This is a genomic window from Agrobacterium fabrum str. C58 (genome assembly GCF_000092025.1).
Lineage (GTDB): Bacteria > Pseudomonadota > Alphaproteobacteria > Rhizobiales > Rhizobiaceae > Agrobacterium > Agrobacterium fabrum.
Map to the genome: position 1 here is coordinate 864,467 of NC_003063.2, position 14,235 is coordinate 878,701.

A 14,235-nucleotide genomic window follows, 5' to 3' on the forward strand; every position below is an offset into this window, starting at 1 on the left:
TGTTGATGCAATCCCAACATGACAGTTTGAGGACCGCTTTGCAGGAATGCGGGGATGGTTCCATCAGTCATCTCTGATCCCTCTCCGGCAAGGCGATATTGACTTGACGGCGACACATCGCTTGCCTTTAGCGTGAACGGCGCCGTCTTTTTTTGACTTCACGCGTGTTCTTCCTCCCGGGAGACGACGCCGGATACGGTCGAGACGATTTCATGCGCCTGCTGCTTGTTGAAGACGAACGCGAAATGGCAGCAGCCCTGTCCGCGGCGCTCCACCGGTTCGATATTATCGTGGATACGGTCGGCACGCTCGATCTGGCGCGTCACGCCATCATGGACAGCGTTCACGACCTTGTTGTGCTTGACCGGCAATTGCCCGATGGCGACGGCATCCAGCTTATCGAGGATCTGCGTCTCCTGCCCGTCACCCCACCCGTCATTGTGCTGACGGCGCAGGGGGGGCTTGCGGACCGGATCAATGGCCTGAACCTCGGCGCGGACGATTATCTGGCCAAACCTTTCGCCGTTGAGGAGCTGCTTGCCCGCATCCGCGCCCTGATGCGCCGGCCGGCCGGCACCGTGAAGATGACGGCGAGACTGGGCGCGCTGGAATTCTGCTTCGAAACCCGTGAGGTGCGCATCAAGGGGGAATTTCTTCCGCTGACGAGACGGGAATTGCTGATCCTTGAGGCCCTGTTGCGGCGACAGGGCAGAACGGTGCTGCGCTCGATGCTCGAGGAGGCCGTCTATAATTTCGATGATGAAATCCAGTCCAATGCACTCGATTCCCATATCTCCCGCTTGCGCCGCAAACTGGCGGCCGCGGATGCGGGTGTCGAGGTTCACGGCATCAGAGGCGTTGGCTACCTTATGAGGACGACCGTATGAAGCCGGCTAAAACGAGATCACTCAAACGCCGACTGACAATTCAATTGCTGCTTTTCCAGATCGGCAGCCTCGTCATCGTGACAGTCGCCTTCATCGTTTATTTGCTGACCGACGGCACCGGGAGCGCGCTCATCAGCTCAGAGGCGGCGCAGATCACAGCGAACGCTTTAATTCGTGAACAGAGCGGAAAAATTGCACTCAAAGAGACGCCAGCATACCTTGAGTTGTGCAAAGAGATGCCTGATTTCTGGTTCGTTGCGCTGTCCGAAAAGGACGAAATCATCCAGGGCGGACCGGTGCCCGAAGCCTTCAGCGACATGGACCAAAAGATGAACGATGTTAAAATCTCCAATATACGCGAAGCAGGAATGTCCTATTCGTACTTCGCCGTCCTATATGTCGCCGTCGTTCGCCGCGTGTCCGGGCCGGCCGGGGAATTCGCGATGATAGGAAAAGGCGGTCCATTGAGCATGACCCTTCCGGTCCTGCTATTCTCCAACATCCTTATCCTGCCGGTTCTCGTTCTCGTTTCAATCGCGACCATCGCGGCGATTCCCTGGATCATTCGCCGGGAATTTCGCGCGCTCTCCACGATTGCGCGCACTGCCCAGTCCATCGATATCGACAAACGAGGATATCGATTGCCGGATGGCAATATTCCAAGGGAGGTGCAGCCGCTCGTGCATGCCGTCAACGGCGCATTGCAGCGGCTGGACGATGGCTATGAAAGGCACAAGCGTTTCATTCTCGATGCCGCCCATGAATTGCGAACCCCCGTCGCCATTCTCCAGACCCGCGTTGAAACCTTACTGGAAGGTCCCGCCCGCAGCAGGATATTGGCGGATGCCAGCCGCATCGCCGTGCTGGCCGAACAATTGCTCGATCTGCAACGCCTCGGCGGGCAGAAAGCACCCCTTGTTCCGCTTGATATCGTCGGCCTGTGCAGGTCCGTGGTCGCGGATATGGCGCCGCTTGCGATCTCACAAGGATATAATCTGTCCTTCGAGCCGGAAGAAGAACCGATCCTCGCCCTTGCCGATGACGCCTCGCTGCAGCGCGCTTTGATGAACATCATACAGAACGCCATCGAACATGGCGGCAATCACGGAACCATCACCATAAGGGTAGCCTCAAACCGAGTGATCGAGATAGCCGATGACGGCGATGGTATTCCCGAGACGGAACGGGAGCTCGTCTTCGATGCATTTCACCGGATGAGACCGAAGGATCGCGGCACCGGCCTTGGGCTCAACCTCGTGCAGGAGATCATCGGTTATCACGGCGGCGAGATCAGCATCAGCGATTCCCCGACCGGCGGCGCCTGCTTCCGCATCGCGCTTCCCTATTGCTGAGAACGCAGCAGTCAAACAAAAAAGGCCTGTCGCGTCTGCAACAGGCCTTTCCGTTTCCTATCGATTCCGCCTGCTCAGCGCGGCAGAACGGTGGCTCCCATCAGCGCTTCATCGATTGCCCGTGCCGCCTGCCGGCCTTCGCGGATCGCCCAGACCACCAGCGACTGACCACGGCGAACGTCGCCCGCCGTCCACAGCTTATCGACCGAGGTCCTGTAGTCCGTTTCGTTGGCGACAACATTTGTGGAGCCGCGACGATCGGTGTTGAGCGTCAGCTTGCCTTCCATTTCCTTCAGCACGCTATCGGTGAAGGGACCGGAGAAGCCGATGGCGATGAAGGCGAGATCGGCCTTGATGATGAATTCCGTGCCGGCGATCGGCTTGCGGCGGTCATCTACCTGACAGCATTTCACGCCCGTCAACACGCCGTCTTCGCCGACGAATTCAAGCGTCGCCACCTGGAACTCGCGAATCGCGCCTTCGGCCTGCGAGGACGAGGTACGCATCTTGGTTGCCCAGAAGGGCCAGACCGCAAGCTTGTCTTCCTTTTCCGGCGGCATCGGACGGATGTCGAGTTGGGTGACCTTTACCGCACCTTGACGGAACGCCGTGCCGACGCAGTCAGATGCGGTATCGCCGCCGCCGACGACCACGACATGCTTGCCGCCAGCAAGGATCGGATCGGCGGGCCAGCCGACGCTGTCGATGTTTTCGCGGCCGACGCGGCGGTTCTGCTGCACGAGGTAAGGCATGGCATCATAAACGCCATTAAAATCGGCGCCACCGATGCCGGCCGGGCGCGGGGTTTCCGAACCGCCGCAATAAAGAACGGCATCATGATCGGCCAGAAGCGCTTCGACCGTCACATCCACACCGACATTAACGCCGCAATGGAAGGTGACGCCTTCACCCTTGATCTGCTCGACGCGGCGGTCGATGAAGTTCTTCTCCATCTTGAAGTCCGGAATGCCGTAACGCAGCAGGCCCCCAGCCTTCGATTCACGCTCATAAACGTGAACCTCGTGACCGGCGCGGCCAAGCTGCTGCGCAGCCGCCATGCCCGAGGGGCCGGAACCGATGATGGCGACCTTCTTGCCGGTGTGGATCGTCGCCGGCTTCGGCACGATGAAGCCCAGCTCATAAGCCTTGTCTGCGATAGCCTGCTCGACCGTCTTGATGGCGACCGGCGCATCCTCGAGATTCAGCGTGCACGCTTCTTCGCAGGGTGCCGGACAGACGCGGCCGGTAAATTCCGGGAAGTTGTTGGTGGAATGGAGGTTGCGGATCGCCTCTTCCCAATTGTTGTTATAGACCAGATCGTTCCAGTCCGGGATCTGGTTGTGCACGGGACAGCCCGTCGGGCCGTGACAGTAGGGAATTCCGCAATCCATACAGCGCGCCGCCTGCTTCTGCACCTCGGCATCCGACATCGGAATGGTGAATTCGCGGAAATGGCGGATACGATCCGATGCGGGCTGATACTTGCCCACCTGCCGGTCGATCTCCAGAAAACCTGTAACCTTGCCCACGTTTATGTCCTCACATCAAAGCGGAGCGCCTGTCGGGCCCCAGTACCAGTAAGCGAAACCGAAAGCCGCCCCCAGCACGATGAACTCAAATCCGATCTCGCCGCTCGTCCAGGTGACCGCCGTGGGAACGGCGGCCGCTGTTATCAGCGAGACCAGTTGGTGTAGTGTCCTCACGCAGCGGATTACTCCGCCGCCACGCCCATGCGCATGCGCTCCATTTCCTCAAGCGCACGACGGTATTCGACCGGCATGACCTTGCGGAACTTCGGACGGAACTCGCTCCAGCGGTCGAGTATATCCTTGGCGCGTGCAGAGTTGGTGTAGTGGAAGTGATTGGAAATCAGCTGGTAAAGGCGCTCCTCGTCATGACGCGTCATGTCCTCGGAAACGTCCACACGTCCCTTGTGCATGAGGTCGCCGCCGTGATGGTGGAGCTTCTCCAGCATGTCGTCCTCTTCCGGAACCGGCTCCAACTCGACCATCGCCATGTTGCAACGGGTGGCGAAGTCGCCCTTCTCGTCGAGAACATAAGCCACACCGCCGGACATGCCGGCCGCGAAGTTGCGGCCCGTCTCACCGAGAACGACGACGATGCCGCCGGTCATGTATTCACAACCGTGATCGCCCACGCCTTCGACAACAGCAACAGCACCGGAGTTACGCACTGCAAAGCGCTCGCCCGCCACACCGCGGAAATAGCACTCGCCGGTGATTGCGCCGTAAAGCACGGTGTTGCCGACGATGATAGAGTTTTCCGCAACGATACGGGTGTTTTCCGGCGGGCGCACGATGATGCGGCCACCCGAAAGACCCTTCCCGACATAGTCGTTGCCGTCACCCACCAGATCGAAGGTGATGCCGCGGGCAAGGAACGCACCGAAGGACTGCCCGGCCGTGCCGCGTAGCGTCACATGGATCGTATCGTCCTTCAGACCTTTGTGACCCCAACGCTTGGCAAGCGCGCCCGAAAGCATGGCACCGGCGGAACGGTCGACGTTCTTGATCGGCACCTCGAACACGACAGGTTCGCGGTTTTCGAGCGACGGCAGAGACTTCTCGATCAGCTTGCGGTCGAGAATGTCGTCGATCGGATGCTTCTGGCGTTCGGTCCAGAAGGTCGCTTCCTTGGGAGCCTCGACCTTGTGGAAGATGCGGCTGAAATCCAGCCCCTTCGCCTTCCAGTGCGCCAGCATTTCATCCTTCTCGAGCAGTTCGGAAGCGCCGATGATCTCGTCCAGCCGGGTAACGCCCAGCGAGGCAAGGATTTCGCGCACTTCTTCGGCGACGAAGAAGAAATAGTTGATGACGTGTTCCGGCGTGCCCTTGAAGCGCTTGCGCAGAACCGGATCCTGCGTCGCAACGCCGACGGGACACGTGTTGAGATGGCACTTGCGCATCATGATGCAGCCGGCCGCAATCAGCGGCGCGGTGGCAAAGCCGAATTCATCCGCACCAAGAAGCGCGCCGATGATGACGTCACGACCGGTCTTCAGGCCGCCATCCACCTGCAGCGCGACGCGCGAACGAAGGCCGTTCAGCACCAGCGTCTGCTGGGTTTCGGCAAGGCCGATTTCCCAGGGCGAACCGGCGTGCTTGAGCGAGGTGAGCGGCGAAGCGCCCGTACCGCCATCAAAACCGGAAACGGTGATATGGTCCGCGCGTGCCTTGGCAACGCCGGCCGCAACCGTACCGACGCCGACTTCCGACACCAGCTTTACCGAAACATCGGCTTCCGGATTGACGTTCTTCAGGTCGTAGATCAGCTGCGCCAGATCTTCGATGGAATAGATATCGTGATGCGGCGGCGGCGAGATGAGGCCGACGCCCGGCGTGGAGTGACGGGTCTTGGCAACGGTCGCATCCACCTTGTGGCCGGGCAACTGGCCGCCTTCGCCAGGCTTGGCACCCTGCGCGACTTTGATCTGCAACATGTCGGCATTGACTAGATATTCCGTCGTCACACCGAAACGGCCAGAGGCGATCTGTTTGATGGCAGAGCGTTCCGGGTTCGGCTTGCCGTTCAGCAGCGGCAGATAACGGTCGGATTCTTCGCCGCCTTCACCGGTGTTGGACTTGCCGCCGATCTGGTTCATGGCGATGGCGAGCGTCGTATGCGCCTCGCGGCTGATCGAGCCGAAGGACATGGCGCCCGTCGAGAACCGCTTGACGATGTCTGCCGCGGGTTCGACCTCATCGATAGAAACAGGCTTGCGACCGAGCGCTCCCGCAGACTTGATGTTGAACAGGCCACGAATGGTGTTCATGCGCAGCGCCGTCTCATTCACCATGCCAGCGAATTCGCGGTAACGGTCCTGGCTGTTGCCACGCACGGCATGTTGCAGCGAGGCAACGGCATCCGGCGTCCAGGCGTGGCTTTCGCCGCGCATGCGATAGGCATATTCGCCGCCGATATCGAGCGTATTGGCAAGGATCGGATCCTTGCCGAAAGCCGCGGTATGGCGTGTTACGGTTTCTTCGGCGATTTCCGTCAGGCCCACACCTTCGATGGAGGTGGCGGTGCCAAAGAAATATTGCTCGACGAATTGCGAAGACAGGCCGATCGCGTCGAAAATCTGCGCGCCGCAATAGGACTGGTAGGTGGAAATGCCCATCTTGGACATGACCTTCAGGATGCCCTTACCGACCGCCTTGATATAGCGATAGACAACTTCATCGTCCGACACTTCCTTCGGGAAGGCGCCGTGCTTGTGCATGTCGAGCAGCGTGTCGAAGGCGAGATAGGGGTTGATCGCCTCAGCACCATAACCGGCGAGCAGGCAGAAATGATGGACTTCGCGCGGCTCACCGGTTTCCACGACAAGACCGACCGAGGTGCGCAGACCCTTGCGGATCAGGTGATGATGCACGGCGGCCGTCGCCAGAAGTGCCGGGATCGCGATGCGGTCAGGGCCAAGCTGGCGGTCGGACAGAACGATGATGTTGTAGCCGCCGCGAACGGCCGATTCCGCCCGCTCGCACAGGCGGTCGAGCATCTCGGGCATGCCTTCGGCACCGCGCTCCACATCATAGGTGAAGTCGAGTGTCTTGGTGTCGAACCGGTCTTCGGTGTGGCCGATGGAGCGGATTTTTTCCAGGTCGCCATTGGTCAGGATCGGCTGGCGCACTTCCAGACGCTTGGCGCGGGCCGCCCCTTCGTGATCGAGAAGGTTCGGGCGTGGGCCAATGAACGAGACGAGGCTCATGACAAGTTCTTCGCGGATCGGATCGATCGGCGGGTTGGTGACCTGCGCGAAGTTCTGCTTGAAATAGGTGTAAAGTAGCTTCGACTTGTCCGACATGGCCGAAATCGGCGTATCGGTGCCCATCGATCCGATGGCTTCCTGCCCGGTCGTCGCCATCGGCGACATCAGGAGCTTGGTGTCCTCGCTGGTGTAACCGAAGGCCTGCTGACGGTCGAGCAGCGACACGTCGCGGCGCAGCGCGCGCGGCTCCACGGGCTTCAGGTCCTCAAGAATAAGCTGGGTGCGGTCGAGCCAGGTGCGATAAGGATGCTTGGCGGCAAGCTCGTGCTTCACATCCTCATCGGAAATGATCGCACCCTTTTCCATATCGATCAGCAGCATCTTGCCCGGCTGCAAACGCCACTTCTTGATGATGCGCTCCTCCGGCACCGGCAGCGTGCCGGCTTCGGACGCCATGATGACGCGGTCATCATCGGTGACGAGATAACGCGCCGGACGCAGGCCGTTACGGTCGAGCGTCGCGCCGATCTGCTTGCCATCGGTGAAGGCAACGGCGGCGGGGCCGTCCCAGGGCTCCATCAGCGCAGCATGATATTCGTAAAACGCCTTGCGTTCCGCCGACATGGACAGGTTGCCCGACCAGGCTTCCGGGATCAGCATCATCACGGCATGGGCCATGGAATAACCGCCGCGCACGAGGAATTCGAGCGCGTTGTCGAAACAGGCGGTATCCGACTGGCCTTCGTAGGAAATCGGCCAGAGCTTGGAAATGTCATCGCCAAACAGCGCCGACGAAACCGAAGCCTGACGCGCCGCCATCCAGTTGACGTTGCCGCGCAGCGTGTTGATTTCACCGTTATGGGCAACCATGCGGTAAGGATGTGCCAGCTTCCAGGACGGGAAGGTATTGGTCGAGAAACGCTGATGCACGAGGGCAACGGCAGATTCGAAACGCGGATCCGCCAGATCCTTGTAATAGGCGCCAACCTGATAGGCGAGGAACATGCCCTTGTAGACGATGGTCGAAGACGACAGCGAAACCGGGTAGAAATCCTGCGTTTCCTTACCGCCGCCCTCATCATAGATGCGGTTGGAGAGAACCTTGCGGATCAGGAACAGCTTGCGCTCGAAGTCATGATTGGTCGCGGCATCGCGGCCGGCGCCGATGAAGACCTGAACATGGTGCGGTTCGGTGGCGGCAATATCCGGCGCCTTCGACAGCGAGGAATTATCGACCGGCACGTCGCGGAAGCCGAGGAACTGCTGCCCCTCTTCGCCGATGACGTCGACGATGACCTTCTTGTAATGCTCGATGCGGGAAGGATCGCGTGGCATGAAGATGTGGCCGACCGCGTATTCGCCGGCCTTCGGCAACGTCACACCCTGTAGCGCCATTTCCTCGCGGAAGAAACGGTCGGGAATCTGCACGAGAATGCCAGCACCATCGCCCATCAGCGGGTCAGCGCCAACCGCGCCACGATGCGTGAGGTTCTCGAGGATGAACAGGCCGTCACTGACGATCTGGTGCGACTTGACGCCCTTCATATGGGCGACGAAGCCAACGCCGCAGGCGTCATGTTCATTGGCGGGATTGTAAAGACCCTGCCTTTCCGGCAAGCCGCCCGCGAAACGCGCTTTCGCAGAAACGGGTGCGGCCGCAGCCGCGGTGGGACAGTCTGTGGTCAGGGTTGCAGCGGCGATCTCTGCCTGCGGCTTGTGCGTCATGTTTGTCCCTCCTGCAAAATTACTTGCATGGTTTCATGCGAAGATCCGGCTCGATACAAATTTCCGCTTCCCGCGAAATCCACATTCAGGCCGGCTGGATCAAATTTAGGACAGCAAGACTGTCTCAATTCCTGCTGATTTTGGCAGAAACGGCTGAATTTAGCAAGGGTCCGAATCCAATTAGTGAACACCCCGATTTGCAGCGAAGTTTCGATACTGACCTATTGTAAGAAACTTTCTTGTCGAAAGAGCCACTGCGCCATTGCTTTCATTGCCCGATTTGCCAATCGCAATCTTAGGTTCTAGAACTTTCTCCGTCATAGCTTCACGCAGCCCAACACAGACCCTCAGCTATCGGAAAGCCTTCAGAGATGTTTTTTGCTTCAGACAATTGGGCTGGCGCCCATCCGGCCGTCAATGAACGGCTGTCGCGGGAATCCACGCGTTTTGCCGCCGCTTACGGCACCAGCGAACTCGATCTCTCCATCGAAAAACGCTTCAACGAAATCTTCGAACGCGAAGTCGCGGTTTTTTTTGTCGCCACCGGCACGGCGGCCAATTCGCTTTCGCTGGCCAGCATCGCCCGTCCCGGCGGCCTGACCTTCTGTCATTCGGAAGCGCATGTGATCGAGGACGAATGTGGCGCGCCGGATTTCTTTTCAGGCATGCGCATGGTCGCCGTCGAGGGGCCTGATGGCAAGATGCTGCCGGAGAACCTCATCGAGCGCATTGCGCGCTATCCGCAGGATGCCGTGCACCATGGGCGCGCCGCAGCCATTACCATGACGCAGGCGACTGAAGCCGGCACCGTCTATACGCTTGATGAAATCGACGCTATATCCAAAATCGCCAAGGAAAACGGCCTGCCGTTGCATATGGATGGCGCGCGGTTTGCCAATGCACTTGCCGCACTCGGCACGACGCCGGCTGAAATGACCTGGAAACGCGGCGTCGATGTCCTGTCTTTCGGCGGCACGAAAAACGGCTGCTGGTGCGCGGAAGCGATCGTGTTTTTCGATCCTTCGCTTGCCCGGGACTTCTCCTTCCTGCGCAAGCGTACCGCCCAGCTTTTTTCGAAATCGCGTTTCATCGCCGCGCAATTCGAAGCCTACCTGCAGGACGACCTGTGGCTCGGTCTCGCCGGCCACGCCAATGCCATGGCCAACCGGCTGCGCGCCGGTTTCGGCTCACTGAACAGCGCCCGCCTGGCATGGCCGACACAGGCCAACGAGGTTTTCGCCATTCTGCCCAAGGCAGCCGCTGAAGCGGCGACGCAAAAAGGCGCGAAGTTCTATGACTGGCTGGAGCCGCGCGACATGCCGGAAAATGTCGGCAAGGACGAAGTACTGATCCGCATGGTCACGAGCTTTGCGACGACCGAAGCTGATGTGGACGAATTCCTGTCGATCTGCGCTGCCGTCTGACAACGATCGGAGGGCGTCGCCTTGCGGCGCCCTCAAACCTCCTGCAGGCGGTAACCCACCCCGGTTTCCGTCAGGATATAACGCGGCTGGTCCGGGAGTTTTTCGATCTTCTGGCGCAGCTGGCGCACATAGACCCTCAGATATTGCACGTCGGTCAGTTCGTCCCAGACATGTTCCAGCAGGAAACGGTGTGTGAGTACCTTGCCGGCATGCTGCACCAGAACCCGCAGAATATCATATTCCTTCGGCGAGAGCTTCACCTCCCGATCCTCCACCTTCACGATGCGCCGGACGAGATCGACCGAAAGATCGCCGGTCTGGAAGACTGGCTTCTCGCCCTGTGTTTGAAGGCGATGGCGGAGCGCCACACGGATGCGGGCGACAAGCTCGTTCATGCCGAACGGCTTGCTGATATAATCATCCGCCCCCAGTTCCAGCGCCCTGACGATACCGGCCTCATCCGTGCGGCTGGAGAGGATGATGACCGGCAACGCCAGACCGTCGCTGCGCCACTTCTCAAGAAGATCATGTCCCGACACATCCGGGAGCCCGAGATCAAGCACAACAAGATCCGGCTTGTCTTCCCGGACCAGTTCCATCGCCACTTTCGCATTCATCGCCTCGCTCACCGCATATCCCTGGGTCGACAGGCCCACCCGCAGGAGCTTGCGGATCGGCGGCTCGTCATCGACGATCAGAATACGAACGGCGGAATTGGTCATTCCCGATCTCCTTCAGCGGCACGGCTCAATGCGTAACCCTCTCTCGCCGGCAATAGCGCCTTAATCATGATCCAGCACCGGGGTATCGACGGCGACGGGCAGGCCTATGGTAAATTGCGCTCCGCCGCGATCCGCTCTGTTTTCCGCGCGGATCGAGCCACCCATCGCCTCGATGAACCCCTTGCAGATGGAAAGACCGAGCCCCGTTCCCGCCTGCACATGGTCAACCTTGCGCACCCGGTAAAAACTGTCGAAGACCCGCTCAAGATCATCGGGCGGAATGCCCGGTCCCTCATCGGCGACCGAGAGGAAGATATTCTTTCCCTGCCGCCAGCCGCGTATCGCAATGGTCGTATGTTCGGGAGCGTATTTGGCCGCATTGTCGATCAGGTTGAACAGCACCTGTTCGAAAAGCACGGGATCGACCTTCAGCATCGGCAGGTCGGAGGGGATATCGAGAACGACCTCATGCCGGACAACGATCTTCGCGGCGCGCGACAGCGCCGTTCCGACCATGTCGCCGAGGAAATGCAGCCCGTAATTCGGCTCCATCGCGCCCGACCCGATCCTCGTCATATCGAGAAGATTGGAGATGAAACGGTTCAGCCGTTCGGATTCCTCCACGATCGTCGACAGCAGTTCGGCGCGCGCATCAGGTGGAATGTCATCGGCGAAATCCTTGAGCGTTCCGGCCGAGCCCAGAATGGCGGCAAGCGGGGTTTTAAGATCGTGGGAAATGGAGGTCAGAAGTGCCGTGCGCAGCCGGTCCGTTTCGGCCGCCAGCCTTGCTCTATCCACATCCGAGGCAAGCTGGATACGTTCGACCGCCAGCGCGGCCTGGTCGGCCAACGCATCAAAAAGCCGCTGCTGTTCCGGCGTCAAAAGCGGTCCGCTTCGGTCGTCATCCAGGCCCACCACACCCACCGCACCGCTGCCGGTGCGAAGCGGGAGATAAAGCCTTTTGGCACCCGGCAAAGTATCCGCGCCACGACCTGCCGCCTTGTTATGTTCCCATGCCCATTGTGCGGCGGCGATATCGGCATCCACCAATGTGTCGTCGGGCGGATAACCCGCCTTGACGGCGATGGCGCCGTTTTCCGGCATGAGCAGGACGACCCTCACCTTCAGCATTGACGCCATCTGATATGCAGCTGCCCACAACACATCATCGAGCGTTCCCGTGCCAGCCAGCTTTTTCGAAAACAGATAGAGGTCTTCAGTCGTGCGTGCCCTCGAGCGTGCGGAGGCCGCCTGCCGCTGCACCGCGACCGTGAGATTGGAAGCGACCAGCGCGACGCCGAAGTAGAACAGCAGGGCGACAAGGCTGTCCGGAGAACTGACCGTCAGCGTATAACGCGGCTCCAGAAAGAAGAAATTGAACGCAAGGGCGCCGAGCAAGGATGCATAAAGCGCCGGTCCGAGCCCCCCGCGCACGGCGGCAGCCAGAACGGCCATCAGGAAGACGAGCGCAAGATTTTGAACGTCGAGCGTCTGATCGAGTACGATCCCGACGATGATCGCCAACCCGACGAACAAAGTGCTGTTGAGATAGGACCGGAAGGACTGTGGGGATCGTGCCGGTGCGAGCTTCACGGCCTGACCCGGCTTTTCCTCGTTCTTGTCGCCGGAAATGACGTGCACGCTGATATCGCCGGCGTGATCGATCAGATCATGGGTCAGCGAGCGCTGAAAAATCCGCTGCCACCAGGATTTTCGCGGGCGCCCGATGATGATGTGGGTGAAATTATTGGCATTGGCGTAAGCGATGATTTCGCGTGTGAGGTCAAGCGCTGGCAGGGTTACCGTTTCGCCGCCAAGCTGCTGGGCAAGCCGCATGGTGCCCGCCAGCCGGTCCTTCTCCGCCTCTGATAATTGCTGCGAACGCGGCGTGTCGAGATGCAGCGCCGTCCACGGCGCGCGCAGTCGGTCCGCCTGCCTTCGGGCATAACGCACAAGACCCGGCCCGTTACGGCCGTGGTCGAGGCAGACCAGAACCCGGTCCCCCGCCGCCCACGGGCCGGAAATGGCATGGGACTGCATGTGGTTGAGCAATTGCTCGTCCACCCGCTGCGCCGTGCGTCGCAGTGCGAGTTCGCGCAGCGCTGTCAGGTTGCCCCGGGAGAAATAATTCTCGATGGCGCGCCGGGCGGTACGCGGCAGGTAGACCTTGCCGTCCTGCAGCCGCTTGATCAGATCATCGGGGGTGATATCGATGATTTCGACGTCGTCGGCGCGGTCGATGATGCTGTCCGGCACCGTTTCGCGCACGCGGATACGGGTGATCTGAGCCACCACATCATTCAGGCTTTCGACATGCTGGATGTTGAGCGTCGTATAGACATTGATGCCCTGCGCGAGGATTTCCTGAACATCCATATAGCGCTTGGGGTGGCGGCTGCCGGCGGCATTGGTGTGGGCGAGTTCATCGACCAGAACCAGAGCGGGGCGACGGGCGAGGATGGCATCGATATCCATCTCCTCCAGTACCTGACCGCGATAATCGATGCGCTTGCGCGGGACCACGCTCAACCCTTCGACCAGCGCCTCGGTTTCCCGGCGGCCGTGGGTTTCCACGACACCGATAACGGTATCGACGCCATCCGCGAGCTTCGCCCGGCCGGACATCAGCATCTCATAGGTCTTGCCGACGCCGGGTGCGGCGCCCAGAAAAATCTTCAGCCGGCCTCTTGCCTCGCGCTGGGCATTTTCCAGCAGCGCATCGGGCGACGGTCGGCTTGGCATATCGCTGATATCGTCAGGCATTTAACCACCAGTGGTCGAGGCTATGGCTTCCGAAGAAGCCATAGCCATTTCAGTTTATGAGCCGGCTGCGTCAAGTGCCATGTTGAGCGCCAGTATATTTACAACGGGCTCGCCCATGAAACCCAGTTCCGGCGCTTCGACATGACGGTCGACGAGGGCGCGCAGCGCGGTTTCATCCATGCCCCTTGCTTTGGCGACGCGCGGCACCTGGAAATAGGCAGCCTCGGGCGAGACATGCGGATCAAGACCGCTGCCCGACGCCGTCACCAGATCTGCCGGAACTTCCGCCGCCGGGTTTTCGGCCTTTGCGGCCTCATAATCCGTCTTCACCCGGTCTATGAGCTTGGCGCTCGTCGGGCCGAGATTGGATCCGGACGAGGAGGCGGCGTTATATCCGTCGCCAGCTGCGGAGGGGCGCCCGTGAAAATAGGTCTCGCCGGTGAAGGCCTGACCGATCAATTGCGAGCCGACCACCTTGCCGTCCTTCTCGATCATGCTGCCATTGGCCTGAACGGGAAAGAGCGCCTGCGCCAGACCCGTCATGCCCAGCGGGTAGGCAAGGCCGGTAATGGCCGTGGTGGCGAGGATCAGCACCAGTGCGGGACGAAACTGTCTAAACATTGTCTTTAC

Annotated in this window: 9 protein-coding genes; 3 read left to right on the forward strand and 6 right to left on the reverse strand. The window is 60.1% G+C overall.

The features are described 5' to 3' along the window. Nucleotides 1-212 precede the first annotated feature (212 nt). On the forward strand, nt 213-887 hold the full coding sequence (locus ATU_RS17585) for a response regulator transcription factor (RefSeq protein WP_010973316.1): 675 nt from the start codon (nt 213-215) through the stop codon (nt 885-887). Beyond that, nucleotides 884-2,239 (forward strand): sensor histidine kinase, encoded by a 1,356-nt coding sequence (locus ATU_RS17590; RefSeq protein WP_006313440.1) that lies wholly within the window; start codon nt 884-886, stop codon nt 2,237-2,239. The genes ATU_RS17585 and ATU_RS17590 overlap by 4 nt, the downstream gene beginning before the upstream one ends. A gap of 74 nt (nt 2,240-2,313) precedes the next feature. Here ATU_RS17590 and ATU_RS17595 read toward each other — a convergent pair whose 3' ends face one another. Genes ATU_RS17595 through gltB form a run of 3 tightly spaced genes read right to left on the reverse strand, consistent with a single transcriptional unit; the run spans nt 2,314 to nt 8,696 of the window. Then, complete coding sequence (locus ATU_RS17595; RefSeq protein ID WP_010973317.1) at nt 2,314-3,768, reverse strand: glutamate synthase subunit beta; 1,455 nt, start codon at nt 3,766-3,768, stop codon at nt 2,314-2,316. Between the two features lie 15 nt (nt 3,769-3,783). Continuing rightward, nucleotides 3,784-3,942, reverse strand: coding sequence for a hypothetical protein (locus tag ATU_RS17600; RefSeq protein WP_155276041.1), 159 nt, complete (start codon nt 3,940-3,942; stop codon nt 3,784-3,786). Nucleotides 3,943-3,950: 8 nt separating this feature from the next. Further along, complete coding sequence (gene gltB / locus ATU_RS17605) at nt 3,951-8,696, reverse strand: glutamate synthase large subunit (protein WP_010973318.1); 4,746 nt, start codon at nt 8,694-8,696, stop codon at nt 3,951-3,953. A 371-nt stretch (nt 8,697-9,067) separates the two neighbouring features. Between gltB and ATU_RS17610 the strand changes: the two genes are divergently transcribed. Then, the gene (locus ATU_RS17610) at nt 9,068-10,120 is read left to right on the forward strand and encodes a threonine aldolase family protein (RefSeq protein WP_006313436.1); all 1,053 of its coding nucleotides are present in this window, start codon (nt 9,068-9,070) and stop codon (nt 10,118-10,120) included. Nucleotides 10,121-10,152: 32 nt separating this feature from the next. Here ATU_RS17610 and ATU_RS17615 read toward each other — a convergent pair whose 3' ends face one another. Genes ATU_RS17615 through kdpC form a run of 3 tightly spaced genes read right to left on the reverse strand, consistent with a single transcriptional unit; the run spans nt 10,153 to nt 14,226 of the window. Beyond that, nucleotides 10,153-10,842, reverse strand: coding sequence for a response regulator transcription factor (locus ATU_RS17615; protein ID WP_010973319.1), 690 nt, complete (start codon nt 10,840-10,842; stop codon nt 10,153-10,155). Between the two features lie 60 nt (nt 10,843-10,902). Continuing rightward, entirely contained in the window at nt 10,903-13,605 is a 2,703-nt protein-coding gene (locus ATU_RS17620) for a sensor histidine kinase (protein WP_010973320.1), read from the reverse strand. A gap of 54 nt (nt 13,606-13,659) precedes the next feature. Beyond that, nucleotides 13,660-14,226: a potassium-transporting ATPase subunit KdpC gene (gene kdpC, locus ATU_RS17625; protein ID WP_010973321.1), complete on the reverse strand. Its 567-nt coding sequence runs from the start codon at nt 14,224-14,226 to the stop codon at nt 13,660-13,662. Nucleotides 14,227-14,235 lie beyond the last annotated feature (9 nt).

What these genes read in the sequence shown, in the direction of transcription:
- ATU_RS17585 (WP_010973316.1), top strand. Translation starts at nt 213, where the DNA reads ATGCGCCTGCTGCTTGTTGAAGACGAACGCGAAATGGCAGCAGCCCTG.
- ATU_RS17590 (WP_006313440.1), top strand. Translation starts at nt 884, where the DNA reads ATGAAGCCGGCTAAAACGAGATCACTCAAACGCCGACTGACAATTCAA.
- gltB (WP_010973318.1), bottom strand. Translation starts at nt 8,696, where the DNA reads ATGACGCACAAGCCGCAGGCAGAGATCGCCGCTGCAACCCTGACCACA.
- ATU_RS17610 (WP_006313436.1), top strand. Translation starts at nt 9,068, where the DNA reads ATGTTTTTTGCTTCAGACAATTGGGCTGGCGCCCATCCGGCCGTCAAT.
- ATU_RS17615 (WP_010973319.1), bottom strand. Translation starts at nt 10,842, where the DNA reads ATGACCAATTCCGCCGTTCGTATTCTGATCGTCGATGACGAGCCGCCG.
- ATU_RS17620 (WP_010973320.1), bottom strand. Translation starts at nt 13,605, where the DNA reads ATGCCTGACGATATCAGCGATATGCCAAGCCGACCGTCGCCCGATGCG.
- kdpC (WP_010973321.1), bottom strand. Translation starts at nt 14,226, where the DNA reads ATGTTTAGACAGTTTCGTCCCGCACTGGTGCTGATCCTCGCCACCACG.